Here is a 16,654-nt window from a genome sequence, read left to right on the forward strand (position 1 = left end):
CGGCATTTTGCCAGCCGCCGTCATCCCCGTGGCGCAGGAGCATCCAGTTTGCCGCGCTTCCTGCGTCGCTTTCCAATCGCCAGCGGGATGGTGGCAGGCTTGTCGCCCGGCGGCTTTGTATGCCTGGCGACTTTGGCGATTTGTTTTTCGGCGGCGATCGCCCCCGCTTCCTCGGCCGACAACATCATCGTCATCGATTGCGCCGTCACGGCATGCATGCCGCTCTCCCACGCCGCCGAGGCAAGCAGCGCGGCTTCCGGCAGCGCCGGCAAGCTGCGCGGCTGCGCTTCCGACAGCAGCGGCCCCAGGTGCGCGGCCGCGCCCACTCTCGGCCCCATGTCCGGGATAGTCCCCTCCATCGAGCGGCAAAAGCGCAGCAGGATGGTTTTGATGATGGCACTGTGGTCCAGCACGCCATGGTGGACACTGCTTGCGGCCACCCATGGCGAAATGGCGAAGGCCGGCACGCGCACGCCGTATTGGCGGAAAGCCGGGTCGGCGTCGATCGCCGCGCCCGGCGCGACATGGTCGTAAAAGCCGCCATGTTCGTCGTAGCACAGGATCAGCAGGGTGTCGTTCCAGCCGGGTCCGTTCGACAGCGCTTGATACACTTGTGCGGCCAATGCCTGGCCGGCACGCACGTCGGCCGGCGGATGGTCGTCGTTTTCAAAGAAATGCGGATCGATCCATGATACGGCCGGCAAAGTGCCGGCCAGCGCGTCGCCGATAAAGCCGTAGCGGCGCTGGCTGGAACCGAAGGGCTCGTAATGTTCCGAAGTCCGGTAATGATCGTCGGTCAGCGCCAGGCTCCATGGCTTCCAGAAGGAATAAAATTTCCAGCTGACGCAGGCGCTGTCCAGGTGCCGCACAAAGGACTTGTTGGCGTACAAGGGAACCCGCTTGCTATCCTTGCTGCCGGCCGCCTTGCCGCTGATGGCGTACAGCCGGTTCGGCCAGGTTGCGCCGGGTACCGAACTGTACCAGCGGTCGCACACGCAAAATTGTTGCGCAAGAAAATCATAAACCGGCAAGTCGGCGGCATTGTAATACCCCATCACCAGCGGGAAATCGGCATCGCCCGGGTGCGTCAGCAGGTAGTCGTCGATAAAACCGCCATTACCATTAGACAATTGCCGCGCCACCGATGCGCCGCCATGGCCCGGATCCTGGTCCGGCCTGAACGCCGTCCGCGCCAGGTGATGTACCGGATAGTCGCGGCCCGCGTGGCTATTCATAAACCCCGCCTGCAAGCCATCGATATCGCCGCGCCCGCCCTCCAGGCTCAGATAACCGAGCATATGGTCGAAGGAACGGTTTTCCATCATCAGCACGACGATATGCTTGATCTTGTCGAGATTGGCGATAGCGGCAGCCAGCCCGATGGCGGCGCGCTGCGACAACTCGCCCGCGCCATCGGACGACTCTGAGGATACGGCGGTTCCGATATTCATACGCACTCCCTGGGCCGGCGTGGATCTGATGGCGACCTAGGTTCGACTCACTGTGCGTCTTATTGTTCAGCAGATTGCTGCTGGGTTTGATCTGTCACAAACAAGCACGGCATCAATACGGCACGCGGTAGCGGTAGCCTTTGAAACTGAAGATGGCCGACTTCGGTTGCAGCTTCTCCAGCACCAGGCCGGGCGCCACTTCCTCAGCTTCGTGGCGCAGCACCTTGTCGATCAACAACAGGCGCTCGGCCGGGTCTTTCGAATAGATATAACCGCCCAGCGCTACTGGCGGAATCTGGCGCTGTATCGGTTCCGGCAAGTCGCGCAACCCCGGCACCGCTTCATCGGCGGCCGCCACCGGCTGCGCCACGGCAGCCGCCGGGACCGGGACCGCAGCAGGCTTGGCAACGGCAGCCGGCGCTACCGTTGCCACTGGCGCCACAGGCTCCGGTTTGGGCGCCGGCGCCGCCATCGGGGCGGGAACGATCAGCAGCGGCGCGGCAGGCGGCGCGGCCGTTGGCGTGACCGCGGCGACAAGCGGCGCAAGTGGCGCCGTGCCGCTGTCCGCCTGCCATGGCTGGCGCCAGGCCAGCAATCCGCCGCCGGCCAGCAGCACGCCGGCGCCGAGGACCAGCCACAGCGGTTTGCGGCTGGCGGTCGCGGCACGTGCGGCGTCATGCAATTGCGGCGCGTGTATGGTTGGCAACTCGCCCAACTGGCGTTCTGCCTGGGCTTTCTTTAATGCTTCTAAAATATAGGACATATTATTTCCCGGCCACGGCAACGGTGAGCGGCGCCGCGCCGGACAGGCGCGGCTCCTTGCCGCCGCCCAACTGGATCAAGCGGATGAATGTTTTTGGTCCAGCCACGCCATCGGCCTTCAATTTTTGGCTCTGCTGGAATTCGCGCAGCAAATCTTGCATATGGGCGTCCAGCGGCTGCTTGCCGGCAGGCTTGGGCAAGCCGTGCAATTGCGCCAGCTGGCGCGCCAGCCAATCGACGTCCGGGCCTTTGTCGCCAGCCGTCACCTCATCGCGCCAGCTGCGCGGCGCGCGCCAGAAGGTCACGAAGGCGCCGTCGAAACGCGCCGCCAATTGGTCCGGGCTGACGGTTTGCGGCTTGCCGCCGATATTGAGCGTGGCGCTGCTGTCGCTGAGGCTGGTCAGCAACACGTAGGCCGGGGTGCCGGCGGCGTCGGACAAGGCCAGCATCGCCGGCCGGTCCAGCAGCCGTAATTCATCCAGGCCGCCCTTGCTGGCATGGCAGCGCAAATTCATTTTCAATGCGACCTGGCAAGGCTCGCCTTCCGGCAAGGCGTCGCCCCATAACGCGGCCAGCTGGCGCAAGGTATCCGCGCTGCTGCTGGCCGGCAAAATGATCGGCGCGACGATGGCAGCCGAAGCCGGCGCCGGAACCGCTGCGGCGGCCTTGGCCAGCGGCCGTGGCGGCGTGGCGGCGTGATGCGCAGACACTTGCCATGCGACCAGCGCGCTGATGGCGGCGCCGGCCACCACGCCCAGCGCCACTTGCTGCCAGCGTCCGTTCCGGACCACGGGCGCATCGCCTTGCCCGCCAAAGATTTCAGCGGCGGCGCGGGTCAAGATGGTGCGGTTGACCTGCTGCTGGTTTTCAACATACGCGCCCAATAGCGCCCGGTCGCACAAGGAATTGATACGGCGCGGCACGCCCCGGCTCAATTGATGCACTTGCGCCATCAGCCGCGCCGGGAATGGCACGGCCGACACCAGGCCCGCCACCGCCAGCCGGTGGCTGACGTAACTGGCGGTTTCATCGGCGGACAGCGAGCCCAGGTGGTAGCGCGCGATGACGCGCTGCGCCAGTTGCTCCAGTTCCGGCCGGGCCAGCATGGCGCGCAATTCCGGCTGGCCGATCAAGATGATTTGCAACAGCTTGCGTTCGCTGGTTTCCAGGTTGGTCAGCAAGCGCAGCTGTTCCAGCACGTCGGCCGACAGGTTTTGCGCCTCGTCAATGATCAACACATTGTTACGGCCTTGCGCATGGCTTTCCAGCAAATACAGATTGATCGCGTCGACATACGCCTTGACGCCCTCGGCCGTGGTGGCCGGCGTGATGCGGAATTCCTCGCAAATCGATTGCAGCAATTCCGTCACAGACAGTTTCGGATTAAAAATATAAGCGAGCGTGCAATTTTCCGGAATTTGTTCGATGAAACAACGCGCCACGGTGGTCTTGCCGGCGCCGATCTCGCCGGTCAGCAAGACAAAGCCGCCGCCGCCCTTGACGCCATACAGCAAGTGCGCCAGCGCCTCGCGGTGGCGTTCGCTCATGAACAGATAGCGAGGATCGGGGGCGATGGAAAACGGCGATTGTTTCAGGTTGAAAAATTGCGTGTACATGAAAACCCTGCAGATGGGGAAATACTCAGGCCGAAAGACGCACCAGGCGGGCGCTCACCGCGCACCCGGCGGCGGCAATGGTTTGTACCTGGCGCAAAAGACTTTCGCTTTATCGCGGAAATAAACGATTTTACTGCCCGGCAGCGATTCGCGGAGGGGAAAAGCGCTCGCATCCTGCTTAACGTAGTGCATGCCGGACACCGCGACAATCGCGTTGTCCAGTTTTTCCGGCGTGGTGTCGGCCACCAGCCCGACAAAGGTCAGCGGACTGCTGTCATCGCTGACGATCACGTCGTCGATAGTGGCGCCCCACAAGGTGGTGTCCGCCTTGAACCAGTAAGCGCCGCCTTCATGCTTGTAGGCCGGGCCGAACGAAGTCGTCAGGTAGGAATAAAAATACTTGTTATCGATCTGATCGATGCACAGCACCGCATTGCCGACCACGCTGCCAAAGGTCGACGGCGCAACCGCCCCGGCCATGCCGCTGGCCAGCAGCATGGCGGCCGCCAGTCCGGCGGCACGGATCGGATGGCGCCGCGGCGACATGATTAATGCTTGCGCTCTTCTTTCTTGGCCTTCTTGGCTTCTTTCTTCTCTTTCATGGTTTTGGCCGGTTCCTTCTTGCTTTCCTTTTTACTGTCTTGTGCCTTGCTCATACGAACTCCGTGACTGATTAAAAGAAGGGATATTGCACACCATGGCCGGATGCTGAGGCCGCCCAAGGCTCCAAGCCATTATGACATTGCCGGCTGAAATTGCCACATAATTCCCGGATACCTGCCCGGAGGCGGTCTTTTATTACCGGTATTTATTCAGTTGAAGAAATCTTTTACTGAACAGGAAACGGCCGCTGCGCGCCAGCAAGTCGGCCTTGCCGAACGACCAGAAGCCGGCCGGCCGCACTTCCAGCGACCAGCGCTCCGTGCTGTCGTAAAAACCGAAATCGAGACGGCATGACGTCACCGCCTGCGCCGGCAGCATGAAACCGAAGTGGTCGGGCGTGGTGACCACATCCTTCAGCCGTCCATGCTGGTCCAGCAAGTGAAACCAGCAATTGACGCCGTCAAAATAATCGTAGTGCGTGACCAGCAGGAAGAAGTTATCGCAGGCATATTGCGCGGCCAGCGTATCGCCCCACACCACGCAGGAGCTCGGCTGGCCGTCGAGCAGCAGCCGGCGCCGCGCGTGCGCGCCGGCTGGCGTGGGCGGTAATTCAAGCAGCGAAAACCTGTCAACGGATTTCATCAAGCGGCGTTTCCCCTATGCGCGGACCGGCCAAGGCCGACACCTGGCCGGCCGGCGAAGATTTACGCCAGCTTCAAACGCAGACGCGTCGCTTCGATCAGGGCGGTATCGTAGGGATACAGGTTTTCGATGAAAAACAATTCCGTTTCAGCCGGTTCTTCCAGGCACATGGTCAGCATGTGCGGGCCGTCGTCTTCGCGCCCCAGGAATTCTTTCGGCCAGCGGTTCTTGCGATGGGCGCGCAATACTTCCATGCCCAATGTCGCCAGCGGAGCGGCTACGCCGGCTTCCAGCGCCTCGCGCTGCCAGTCATCCCAATATGCGCTGTTTGCTGCCTTGTCATTCATTGTGTACTTCCAACTGATATGTAAAGGGCGGACTGTACTCTGGATGGCGCGCCATATCAAGCGCGGCCGGCCGGCGCCTCTTGCCCGATCGCGCCACAACTGGCATGCAACAAGGCCAATTTCAATACCATTGTCATTTTAAAAAAATACGATGCTAAACAAGTACTTGCAAGTTTTTATTAAGCAAAATAAAACAGACGGCCGGGCAATTTATTAATACCACTTAAATACCTGTTGACAAGGCGGTTGCCCGCCAATATAGTGCGCTCAGCCTTCCGGCCTTCGAAATCAAGCATTCCCAACCGGCGGGTGACACCAAACCAGTATCAAACCAGTTAGCGGACTTGATAAACACATGATCGAATATTTAATCGGGGTCGACGGAGGCGGAAGCGGAACCAGGGTGCGTCTTGCGCGCATCGACGGCACTGAACTGGCCCACGGCCAAAGCGGACCGTCCGGCTTGATGCACGGCATCGAGCGGGCCTGGATATCGGTAAATAACGCCGTCGCACTAGCCTTCGAGGCGGCCGGCCTGAACCAGCCGCCGCTGGAGCGCATCGCCATCGGCCTCGGCCTGGCCGGCGTGCACAACAAACAATGGGCGGCCGCCTTCACCGGCCACAATCCCGGCTATGCGGTGGTGGCGCTGGAATCGGATGCGCTGACCACGCTGCTCGGCGCGCACCAGGGCCAGCCCGGCGCGATCGTCGCGATCGGCACCGGCAGCGTCGGCGAAGTACTCGATGCGCAGGGCCGGCGGCGCGAGGTCGGCGGCTGGGGCTTCCCGGCCGGCGACGAAGCCGGCGGCGCCTGGATCGGCTTGCGCGCGATGGGCCATGTCCAGCAAGTGCTGGACGGCCGCGCCGAGGCCAACCCATTCGCCTCCGCCGTCATCGAAGCATGCGGCGGCAGCCGCGATGCGATCCAGGTGTGGCTGGCCGGCGCCAGCCAGACCACGTTTGCGCAACTGGCGCGGCTGGTACTGGAACACGCCACCAGCAACCCGGCCGCCCACGCGATCCTGTATGAAGCAGGCCAGCAAGTGGCGCTGATCGCCGAAGCGCTGGACGATACCCGGCTGCTGCCGATCGCCCTGTGCGGCGGCCTGGCCGGCCCGCTGTCGCCCTACCTGCCGCCAAGCCTGCTGAGCCGGGTGGTGCCGGCCCACGGCGATTCCGCCATGGGCGGGCTGCGCCTGATCCAGAACCGCCTGAAGGAGACCGAGACATGCTAGCCAAATTGTCCGCGTTCAAGCCGGATCCCGGCAGCGACACCCCTTTATATATGCAACTGGCGAACATGCTGTCGGACGGCATCGCCAGCGGCGACTGGCGCGCCAACCAGGCGTTGCCGTCGGAACGGGTGTTGTCCGACTTGCTTGAAATTTCGCGCGTCACGGCGCGCAAGGCGATCGACATGCTGTGCGAGCGCGGCATGCTGACCAGGAAGCGCGGTTCCGGCACCTACATCACGCCGAAACTGGAACAGCCGCTGTCGCGCCTGACCAGCTTTTCGGAAGAGCTGCGCCAGCGCGGCTTTACCGCCGGCTCGCGCTGGCTGCAGCGCGACATCGGCATCGCCGCGCCGCTGGAACTGCTGTCGCTGGGCCTGTCGCCGCACATGCCGGTGGCGCGCCTGAAACGGCTGCGCACCGCCGACGAAGTCGTGATGGCGATCGAAACCACCACCATCCCGGCGCTGTACATGCCGGACCCGCAGAAAGTCACGGATTCGCTGTACGGCTATCTGGAATCATGCGGCACCATTCCGATGCGCGCGCTACAGCATATACGCGCCGTCAACGCCAGCCCGGAACAAGCGCGGCTGGCCAATATCAAGGCGGGCGAAGCGATGCTGCACATCACCCGCGTCAGCTATCTCGACAACGGCGCAGCGGTGGAACTGACCCACTCGTATTGCCGCAGTGATTATTATGAATTTGTAGCGGAGTCGCGCAGATGAGCGATGTGACCAACATTAAAGGCAATATCCTGACACCGGGCGGCTGGATCCACGGCGCCATCGAATTCGATGAGCGCATCGCGGCGATCCACGGCAGCTCGGTCCACCCGTCGCTGAACGGCGACGATTACATCCTGCCCGGCTTCATCGACCTGCACGTGCATGGCGGCGCCGGCAAGGACATCATGGAAGGCGGCGACGCGGTCTACAGCATCGCCGCGATCCATGCGCGGCACGGCACCACCAGCCTGCTGGCCACCACCATGACGGCGCCGCCGGAAGACATCGACCTGGCGCTGCAAGCGATCGGCCGCGCCGCCAAACAGCGCAAGCCGGGCACCGCGCGGGTGCTGGGCGCGCACCTGGAAGGGCCGTACATCAATTCCGGCAAGCTGGGCGCGCAACCGAACTATGCGCGCGCCGCCAGCATGGCCGAGATCGAACGCCTGCAAACCTTCGCCGACCTGCGCGTGATCACGGTGGCGCCGGAAATCGCCGGCCACCTGGAACTGGTGCGCGCGCTGTCGAACGCCGGCATGCGGGTGCAGATCGGCCACACGCTCGGCTCGTACGAGGACGGCGTGGCGGCGATGGAGCACGGCGCCTCCGGTTTTACCCATCTGTTCAACGCCATGAGCGGCTTGCATCACCGCGAGCCGGGCATGGTCGGCGCCGCGCTGGCGCACGCCCAGTACGCCGAACTGATCCCGGATTTGCTGCACGTGCATCCGGGCGCGATCAAGACCGCGCTGCGCGCCATTCCGCAACTGTACTGCGTGACCGATTCGACCGCCGCCACCGGCATGCCGGACGGCGAATACATGCTGGGCCGCCACGCGGTGCAAAAATGCATGGGCGGCGTGCGCCTGCCCGACGGCACGCTGGCCGGCAGCACGCTGACGCTGGACCAGGCGCTGCGCAACCTGGTCGGCCTGGGCCTGGAACTGGCCGACGCCTCGCGCCGCGTGTCGACCAACGCCGCCGATTATCTGGGCCTGCAAGAACGCGGCCGGCTGGCCCCCGGCGCTTATGCTGATCTGGTAGTACTCGATCGTGACCTGAAACTCAAAGCTGTATATATCGAAGGAGAATTTTGTGACCTCAATGATGCTTAAAGAAGCCGTTTCCGCCGCCGAATGCGTCGCCCTGCAACTGGCCAGCGATACTGAACGCTACGCGGAACTGGGCCGTAAATTGAGGAGCACCTCGTTCTCCACCGCGCTGACCATCGCGCGCGGCAGTTCGGACCACGCCTCCAGCTACGTCGCCTACCTGATCATGGCGCGCCTGGGCCGCGTGGTGGCGTCGCTGCCGATGTCGCTGGTGACGCTGAACAAGTCGCCGCTGCAAACCCGCGACACGCTGGCGATCTCGATTTCGCAATCCGGCCAGAGCCCGGACGTGGTCGAACCGATCCGCTACTTCCGCGACGGCGGCGCGACCACCATCGCGCTGGTCAACGATATCGAATCGCCGCTGGCGCAAGCGGCCGAGTGGGCCATGCCGCTGCGCGCCGGCAAGGAGCAAAGCGTGGCCGCGACCAAGAGCTTCATCACCAGCCTGGTGGCCGGCGCGCGCCTGGTCGCGCAATGGCAAAACGATCCTGAATTGCAAGCCGGCCTGGAAGCCCTGCCGGCCGCGCTGCTGGAAGCCACCAAGGCCGACTGGTCGCTGGCGGTCGAAGTGCTGGCGCCAGCCAAGAAACTGATGGTGGTCGGACGCGGCATCAGCTTCCCGATCGCACTGGAAGCGGCGCTGAAATTCAAGGAAACCTCGGCGCTGCAAGCCGAAGCGTTCAGCGGCGCCGAAATCAAGCACGGCCCGATGGCGCTGATCGAAGAAGGCTATCCGCTGCTGATTTTCGCCACCCGCGGCCCGACCCAGGCCAGCCTGCTGCAACTGGCTGCCGAAATGCGCGACCGCGGCGCGCGCGTGCTGCTGGCGGCGCCGGCCGACGTCGCCGAACGCGACTTGACGCTGCCGGTGGCGGCCACGCCGGACCTCGACCCGATCGTGGCGATCCAGGCGTTTTACGTGATGGCGGCGCAATTGTCGGCCGCGCGCGGTCTCGATCCGGACACCCCGCGCCACCTCAGCAAGGTCACCAAAACGAACTAAGCACGACCTCAGCCTTAGCAGTAGTGGCATTGAAATACCGGCCAGGCCGGGCGCAAGCCCGGCCTGGGCATTGCATTCCCCGGTTCCAGGATAAAAATGATCATCAAGAGACTGTTGGCTGTCGGATTGACTGCATTTTCGGTGGCAAGCCTGACCGCCCCGGTGGCGCTGGCGGCGGAAAAAATCGAATTCTGGACCTTCAGCATGAAGCCCAAGTTCACGCCGTATTTCAACGCGGTGGTACAGCGCTACGAAGCGCAAAACCCTGGCATCAAGATCGAATGGATCGACTTCCCGTGGGACGTGATCCAGACCAAGCTGGTGACCCGCATCGTGGCCGGCACGCCGCCGGCGCTGGTCAACCTGAACGTGCCGTGGGCCGACGAATTCGCCCGCGACGGCCTGCTGACGCCGGTCGACGGCTTGCTGGCCGACGCCAAACAGAACTACATCCCCAGCGCACTGCAAGACTTGACGTTCAAGGGCCGCACCTACGGCTTCCCGATGTACAGCAATGTCGCGGTGATCGCCTATAACACCCGGATTTTCAGGCAGGCCGGCCTGACGCGCGGCCCGGCCAGCCTCGACGAACAACTGGCGTTTGCGCGCCAGATCGCGCAGCGCACCGGCAAGGCCGGCATCGCGCCGGCGCTGTCCAAGATCGACGGCCTGTTCATGCAGCAGGGCCTGGCCGTCATCGCCGATAACAAGGCGGTGTTCAATTCGCCGCAACACGTGGCGCTGGTGCAAAAGCTGGCTGATACCTATAAAGCCGGAGGCTTGCTCAAGGAAAGCCTGTTCGCCGAAGATAACTTCCCGGCCGTGATCGACGCTTACAAGGGCGGCCGGCTCGGCATGCTGCTGGCGCCGCCGACCGCGATGAAACGGATCCAGGGCGACGCGCAAGATATCTACGCCATCACCGACGTCGCGCCGGCGCCGCTGGGGCCGACCGGCATCGCCGACGGCGGCTGGCTGGTGCATTTCGCGGTGCCGAAAGGCGTGCCGGCCAAGCTGCTGCCGGCGGTCGGCAAGTTCGCCCGCTTCCTGACCAATGACGACAACCAGCTGGCGTTCGCCCGCCAGGCCAGCGTATTCCCGACCACCGTCAAGGCGGCGGCCGATCCGTTCTTCCTATCGCTGCCGAATAACGCCGGCGCGGCGGAAAAGGCGGTCGCCGCCGGCGCGCTGTCGATGGGCCACTCGCGCACGCTGTACGTGGCCGGCATCGACGACTACGATGAATTGCGACGCTCGCTGGTCAAGGCGGTCGAAGCGGGCGTCACCGGCAAGCAGGACGTCAAGCACGCGCTGGACCAGGCGGTGCTGATCTGGAACAAGAAGCTCGCCACGCTGCACAAGGCCGCCTCATGAAACACCATTGGCAAGCGTGGCTGTTCCTGGCGCCGGCGCTGGTGCTGCTGGCGGTGTTTTCGTTCTGGCCGGTCGGCTACGGCTCGGTGCTGGCGTTCACCGACTACAGCCTGATCCGCGAAACCAGCTTCGTCGGCCTCGACAATTTCCGCTACATTTTCAATAACGAGATGTTCGTCTCGGGCCTGAAGAATTCGCTGCTGTTCCTGCTGATGGTGCCGTTCGTGCAAATCGGCGCGATCGCGCTGGCGGTGCTGGTGAATAACCGCCTGCCCGGCATCCGCCTGTTCCGCGCCGCCTTTTATGTGCCGGTGGTGACCACCGTGTCGGTGGTCGGCATCATGTGGGGTTTCATGTTCCACGAACAGGGCGCGCTGAACTACCTGATGATGACGCTGAAGCTGGTCAACGCGCCGGTCGGCTGGCTGACCGACGACACGCTGGCGCTATTCGCCATCATGTTCGTCACGCTGTGGCGCGGCCTGGGCTGGTATATGGTGATGTACCTGGCCGCCTTGCAGGCTATCCCGTCGGACATGCAGGAAGCGGCGATGCTGGACGGCGCCAGCCGCTGGCAGCGTTTCTGGAAAATCACCGTGCCGATGCTGCGCCCGACCATCATGCTGTGCTCGATCCTGTCGGTGCTGGCGGCGTTGAAGGCGTACCAGGAAGTCGACGTGCTGACCCAGGGCGGGCCGATGAATTCGACCTTCACGGCGCTGTATTACGCCTACGACCAGGGCTTGAAGCACTTGAAGCTGCCGCGCGCGCTGGCCGCCAGCTTTGTCGTGTCGCTGTTCTGCATCGCCATCGCGCTGCTGTGCCTGCGCTATTTGAAACCGAAGCACCGATAAGGCACGGACCACATGAAAAAACCTGCGTTCAAACTCTGGCTCCCGCTCGCCGGACATTACCTGATCCTGTGCGTAATCGCGGTGATTTGCGTATTCCCGTTCTGGTGGACGCTGGTCACGGCGATTTCCACCGAGGGCAATATCTTCGCCTTCCCGCCGACCTTCTGGCCGCAAGCGCCGTCGCTGGACAATTTCATCGAAGTGTTCCGCGCGATCCCGATCCTGGCGTTCTTCAAGAACTCGGTGCTGATCGCGCTGTGCACGGTGTTCTGGAAATTGCTGCTGTGTTCGATGGCCGCCTACCCGCTGGCGCGGCTGCGATTTCGCGGCCGCAAACTGGTGTTCGGCCTGATCCTGGCGACGCTGGTGCTGCCGTCGGAAGTGAACTTCCTGGTCAACTTCATCACCGTCACCCAACTGAGCCTGGTCGACACCTACACCGGCGTGATCTTGCCGAACGTGGTGACGGCGGTCGCCATCCTGCTGCTGAAACAGGCGTTCGAGGAAGTGCCGCAAGACTTGATCGACGCGGCGCGGGTCGATGGCGCCTCCGAGTGGACCATCTTCAGCAAGATCATGCTGCCGCTGATCACGCCATGGCTGGCCACGGTCGGCATCCTGACGGCGGTGGAATCGTGGAATGAATACATCTGGCCGTCGATCGTGATGAGCAAGCCGGATGAATTCCCGCTGTCGGTCGGCGTGCTGTACTTGCGCGGCACCTTCGGCAGCAGCACCCGCGTGATCGCGGCCGGCACCCTGATCACCATCGTGCCGACGCTGCTCGCCTTCCTGTTCACGCAGCGCTTCTTCATGCGCGGCATGGATGGCGCCGTCAAATAATGCCGTCAAATAGCGCAGTCTATGAACCACTCTTACCAATAACACCCACTGCATGCACGGAGACCTTGAATGACTGATATGACTAAAAACGGCAACCGCGTCCGCAGCCCGATCGCCTGGGTGCCGACGCTGTACTTCGCGCAGGGCTTGCCGTTTTACGCGGTGGCGCTGGTGGCCGGCCTGATGTTCAAGAGCATGGGCGTGCCGAACGCCGACATCGCCCGCTGGACCGGCCTGATCGGTTTCGCCTGGGTCTTCAAGCCGCTGTGGAGCCCGTTCCTGGAACTGGCCGGCAGCAAGAAAACCATGATCGTGATTTTCCAGGTACTGGGCGGCCTGAGCCTGGGCGGCATCGCGCTGGCGCTGCATACGCCATTCTGGTTCGCCGCCTGCGTGGCGGCGCTGGCGATGGCCGCGCTGGCCTCGTCGACCCACGATATCGTCTGCGACGGCTTGTACATCGCCAGCCTGTCCGACAAGCAGCAAGCCGCGTACGCCGGCTGGCAAGGCGCGTTCTTCAACGCCGGCAAATTCATTTCGCTGGGCGGCCTGGTGATCCTGGCCGGCTACCTGGAAAAAAACATCGGCGTGGCCAGCGCCTGGTCGGTGATCTTCATGATCATCGGCGCGATGATGCTGTCGCTGGCGGCCTACCATACCTGGTCGCTGCCGCAAGTGCGCAACCGGCCGGTGGCCGACAAGAGCGTGGCCGGCATCAGCGGCACGCTGTGGGACGTGCTGGTCGACTTTTTCAGGAAGCCGGGCATCTGGATGTCGATCGCCTTCATCATCCTGTTCCGCGCCGGCGAGGCGCAGGTGCAAACCATCGGCCCGCTGTTCCTGCGCGAAGCGCGCGAACTGGGCGGCCTGGGCCTGAGCACCACCGAAGTGGGCGCGGTCTACGGCACCGCCGGCACCGTCGCGTTCTTGCTGGGCAGCATAGGCGGCGGTTATTTCACGTCGTGGCTGGGCTTGAAGCGCGCGATGTTTTTCCTGATCCTGGCGATGAACTTGCCGAACCTGGTGTTTTATTACCTGAGCCACAGCCTGCCGACCGACTTGAGCCTGATCACGATGGCGCTCAGCGCCGAAATGTTCGGCTACGGGTTCGGCTTCGTCGGCCTGATCCTGTTCATGATGCAGGTGGTCGCGGTCGGCAAATACCAGACCGCCCACTACGCGTTCGCCACCGGCGTGATGCAGCTCGGCTTCGTGCTGTTCAAGATGGTCAGCGGCGACATCCAGACCGCGCTCGGTTATAAAACGTTTTTCCTGTGGGTGCTGGTGTCGGCCCTGCCGGTATTGATCTTGTCGCGCTTCATGCCGATCCGTCCCCAGGAAAAAACCGATCCTGAAGACGCTCCGGCCGTTGCCACCGCTAGCTGAGGATACGCATGGCACAAATCGTCTTGAAAGATATCGTCAAGCTGTACGACGACAAGCACCCGGTGATCCACGGCATCGACCTGGACATCCGCGACGGCGAATTCGTCGTCTTCGTCGGCCCGTCCGGCTGCGGCAAGTCGACCTTGCTGCGCATGATCGCCGGCCTGGAAAGCATCACCGGCGGTCAGCTGTTCATCGGCGGCAAGCTGGCCAACGACATCGCCCCGGCCAGGCGCGGGCTGGCGATGGTGTTCCAGTCGTACGCGCTGTATCCGCACATGACGGTGTTCGACAATATGGCGTTCGCGCTGAAGCTGGCCGGACAAAAGACCGCCGAGGTCAGCGCGGCGGTCGAGCGCGCCGCCGATATCCTGCAAATCAAGCCGCTGCTGAAACGCAAACCAAAGGACTTGTCCGGCGGCCAGCGCCAGCGCGTCGCGATCGGCCGCGCCATCGTGCGCAAGCCGGAAGTGTTCTTGTTCGACGAACCGCTGTCGAACCTGGACGCCAGTCTGCGGGTGCAGATGCGGGTTGAGATCTCGCGTCTGCACCAGGAGCTGAAAACCACGATGATCTACGTGACCCACGACCAGGTCGAGGCGATGACGCTGGGCGAACGCATCGTCGTGTTCAACGGCGGCCGCATCGAACAGGTCGGCACTCCTTACGAGTTGTACAACAATCCGGGCAATCTGTTCGTGGCCGGTTTCCTCGGTTCGCCGAAGATGAATTTCATTCCATGCGTGGTCACCGCGGCCGGCGCGCAGCAGGTGAGCGTGCGGCTGCCGGGCGGCTGCCAGATCGACGTCGCCGCGTCCGGCGCCGCCACGCAAGTGGGGACCAGCCTGACGCTGGGCATCCGCGCCGAGCACATGAGCGTGCGCGAGAACGGCGACAGCCAGGCCAACCTGGTCGAAGCGGGCGTCGGCCATGTCGAATACCTGGGCGACTTGTCGATTGTGTACGCCAAGATGGAGGGCGCGCCGGACATGATCGCCCTGAAACAGCCGGTCGAGTCGGCGCCGCCGCCGGCCGGCGGCAAGGTGCGGATTCATTTGCCGCCGCAGCGCTGCCTGCTGTTCGACGCGGCGGGACAGGCATTGCCGCGCGATCGCGCGTAATGAAGAGCGAAGCCGGGGCACGTTTGCACTGCCGCAGCCGGCGGTTTATGTGACAATAGGCGTTTTGCCGGCTATTTTCGCCCTTTGCGGCCATCGCGATGAGTGGCAAAATGCCGGTTTTACCTAGTGCTTTATTGCAGCCAATACAGCCATGTCGATGCAAGCCTCTTAGCTCATATGCATCTTTTCGTCATTGATTGAAGGATTTACCATGTCCCAATTCCGTCTCGCTCGTCTCAGCCTGATCCTGGCCGCCCTCGGCCTGAACCTCGCCCCTGCCATGGTTGGCATGGTGTCCCACGCCCAGGCCGCTGAAGCAGCGCCGGCGGCGGCCGACGCGGCCAAGCAAGAAGCGGTGCGTCCTGAAGTGTTCAAATTGCTCGACCCGACCGCCGTCAAGGCGTTGATGGATGCCAAGAACTACCCGGAAGTGCAAAGCCGCATCGACCAGGCCGCCGCCGTGCCTAACCTGACCCCATACGAAACCTTCGTGCTGAACCGCCTGCGCGTGGCGCTCGGTTCGGTCACCGGCAACAGCGCGATGGCGATGGCCGCGCTGGAAGCGGTGATCGAATCGGGCCGCCTGGAAAAGGCCAGCCAGGGCGATTTCATCCAGGCACTGGCAAACTATTACTACAACGCCAAAGACTATCCAAAGGCGATCACCTGGTTCGAGCGTTATGGCAAGGACACCGGCGATACCGTCAAGATGCGTCCGTACATCCTGCGATCTTACTATTTCAGCAATGACTTCACCAAGGCCCGCGACGAACTGCTGGTCGATTTGCAGGCGTATCAAAAAGCCGGCAAGACGCCGGCCATCGAAGAATTGCAATTGCTGGCCAATACCGGCGCCAAGACCAAGGACAAGGGCACTTACCTGATCGCGCTGGAAAACCTGGTCAAGTACTACCCGACCGACGATTACTGGACCGACCTGCTGAGCCGCACCCAGGGTAAAGAGGGGTATTCGAACCGCTTCCAGCTGGATGTCTACCGCTTGCAAAACGCCGCCGTCAAAGCGATGGCGCCGGAAGAGTACACCGAGATGGCGGAACTGGCGCTGCTGGCCGGCTTCCCGACCGAAGCGAAAAAAGTCATGGACGCCGGTTTTGCCGCAGGCATCCTGGGCAGCGGCGCGAACGCCCCTAAACAAAAGAAAATCCGCGAGCAAGCCAGCAAGGGCGCCGCCGACGACCAGAAAAACATCGCCAGCGGCGAAGCATCGGCCGCCAAGTCGAAGGACGGCACCGGCCTGATCAACCTCGGCTACGCCTACGTGACGATGGACCAGTTCGACAAGGGCATCGACCTGATTCAAAAAGGGATCGCCAAGGGCGGCTTGAAGCGTCCGGAAGACGCCAAGCTGCGCCTCGGTTATTCCTACGCGATGGCCGGCCGCAAGGATGACGCGATCAAGACGCTGGAAACCATCCAGGGCAACGACGGCCTGGGCGACCTGGCGCGTTACTGGACGCTGTGGCTGAACCGTCCGGCAACGGCGGCCGCCGGCGGCGCCGCGCCGGCCGCGGCCAAGTAAGCATAGATAGCAAGCGCAAGGCGGGCCGCGAT

At 63.1% G+C, this 16,654-nt stretch carries 16 protein-coding genes; 10 read left to right on the top strand and 6 right to left on the bottom strand.

The genetic code is table 11. The features are described from left to right. Positions 1-20 precede the first annotated feature (20 nt). The 6 genes from GJA_RS19215 to GJA_RS19240 all read right to left on the bottom strand — a co-directional run bounded on the left by GJA_RS19215 (position 21) and on the right by GJA_RS19240 (position 5,421). Complete coding sequence (locus tag GJA_RS19215) at positions 21-1,451, bottom strand: alkaline phosphatase family protein (RefSeq protein ID WP_051781128.1); 1,431 nt, start codon at positions 1,449-1,451, stop codon at positions 21-23. Between the two features lie 112 nt (positions 1,452-1,563). Continuing rightward, complete coding sequence (locus GJA_RS19220) at positions 1,564-2,214, bottom strand: general secretion pathway protein GspB (RefSeq protein WP_038495430.1); 651 nt, start codon at positions 2,212-2,214, stop codon at positions 1,564-1,566. Between the two features lies 1 nt (position 2,215). Continuing rightward, on the bottom strand, positions 2,216-3,829 hold the full coding sequence (locus GJA_RS19225; protein WP_038495433.1) for an ExeA family protein: 1,614 nt from the start codon (positions 3,827-3,829) through the stop codon (positions 2,216-2,218). Positions 3,830-3,883: 54 nt separating this feature from the next. After that, entirely contained in the window at positions 3,884-4,375 is a 492-nt protein-coding gene (locus tag GJA_RS19230; RefSeq protein ID WP_038495436.1) for a hypothetical protein, read from the bottom strand. A 252-nt stretch (positions 4,376-4,627) separates the two neighbouring features. Next, positions 4,628-5,077 (bottom strand): hypothetical protein, encoded by a 450-nt coding sequence (locus tag GJA_RS19235; RefSeq protein WP_144241596.1) that lies wholly within the window; start codon positions 5,075-5,077, stop codon positions 4,628-4,630. Positions 5,078-5,136: 59 nt separating this feature from the next. Next, a complete protein-coding gene (locus GJA_RS19240) occupies positions 5,137-5,421 on the bottom strand; it encodes a hypothetical protein (protein ID WP_038495442.1) in 285 nt (94 codons plus the stop codon). Between the two features lie 355 nt (positions 5,422-5,776). On the opposite strand from GJA_RS19240, the gene GJA_RS19245 reads away from it, so the two are divergent. The 10 genes from GJA_RS19245 (at position 5,777) to GJA_RS19290 (ending at position 16,622) form a co-directional block, all read left to right on the top strand. Next, the gene (locus GJA_RS19245; RefSeq protein WP_038495445.1) at positions 5,777-6,658 is read left to right on the top strand and encodes a glucosamine kinase nucleotide-binding domain-containing protein; all 882 of its coding nucleotides are present in this window, start codon (positions 5,777-5,779) and stop codon (positions 6,656-6,658) included. After that, positions 6,652-7,386, top strand: coding sequence for a GntR family transcriptional regulator (locus GJA_RS19250; RefSeq protein WP_051781130.1), 735 nt, complete (start codon positions 6,652-6,654; stop codon positions 7,384-7,386). Before GJA_RS19245 ends, GJA_RS19250 begins: the two co-directional genes overlap by 7 nt. Next, on the top strand, positions 7,383-8,501 hold the full coding sequence (gene nagA, locus GJA_RS19255; protein WP_038495448.1) for an N-acetylglucosamine-6-phosphate deacetylase: 1,119 nt from the start codon (positions 7,383-7,385) through the stop codon (positions 8,499-8,501). Before GJA_RS19250 ends, nagA begins: the two co-directional genes overlap by 4 nt. Continuing rightward, positions 8,491-9,504 (top strand): SIS domain-containing protein, encoded by a 1,014-nt coding sequence (locus tag GJA_RS19260; protein ID WP_038495451.1) that lies wholly within the window; start codon positions 8,491-8,493, stop codon positions 9,502-9,504. The genes nagA and GJA_RS19260 overlap by 11 nt, the downstream gene beginning before the upstream one ends. Positions 9,505-9,600: 96 nt before the next feature. Continuing rightward, entirely contained in the window at positions 9,601-10,878 is a 1,278-nt protein-coding gene (locus GJA_RS19265; RefSeq protein WP_038495454.1) for an ABC transporter substrate-binding protein, read from the top strand. After that, positions 10,875-11,732: a carbohydrate ABC transporter permease gene (locus tag GJA_RS19270; RefSeq protein WP_038495457.1), complete on the top strand. Its 858-nt coding sequence runs from the start codon at positions 10,875-10,877 to the stop codon at positions 11,730-11,732. The genes GJA_RS19265 and GJA_RS19270 overlap by 4 nt, the downstream gene beginning before the upstream one ends. Positions 11,733-11,744: 12 nt before the next feature. Beyond that, positions 11,745-12,575, top strand: a complete 831-nt coding sequence (locus tag GJA_RS19275) for a carbohydrate ABC transporter permease (RefSeq protein WP_051781132.1) — start codon at positions 11,745-11,747, stop codon at positions 12,573-12,575. A gap of 78 nt (positions 12,576-12,653) precedes the next feature. After that, a complete protein-coding gene (locus GJA_RS19280; RefSeq protein WP_038495460.1) occupies positions 12,654-13,961 on the top strand; it encodes an MFS transporter in 1,308 nt (435 codons plus the stop codon). An 8-nt stretch (positions 13,962-13,969) separates the two neighbouring features. After that, complete coding sequence (locus tag GJA_RS19285) at positions 13,970-15,082, top strand: ABC transporter ATP-binding protein (RefSeq protein WP_038495463.1); 1,113 nt, start codon at positions 13,970-13,972, stop codon at positions 15,080-15,082. A 211-nt stretch (positions 15,083-15,293) separates the two neighbouring features. After that, positions 15,294-16,622 (top strand): tetratricopeptide repeat protein, encoded by a 1,329-nt coding sequence (locus GJA_RS19290; protein WP_038495466.1) that lies wholly within the window; start codon positions 15,294-15,296, stop codon positions 16,620-16,622. Positions 16,623-16,654: the final 32 nt, after the last annotated feature.

This window comes from Janthinobacterium agaricidamnosum NBRC 102515 = DSM 9628 (genome assembly GCF_000723165.1).
Classification (GTDB): Bacteria; Pseudomonadota; Gammaproteobacteria; order Burkholderiales; family Burkholderiaceae_D; genus Janthinobacterium; species Janthinobacterium agaricidamnosum.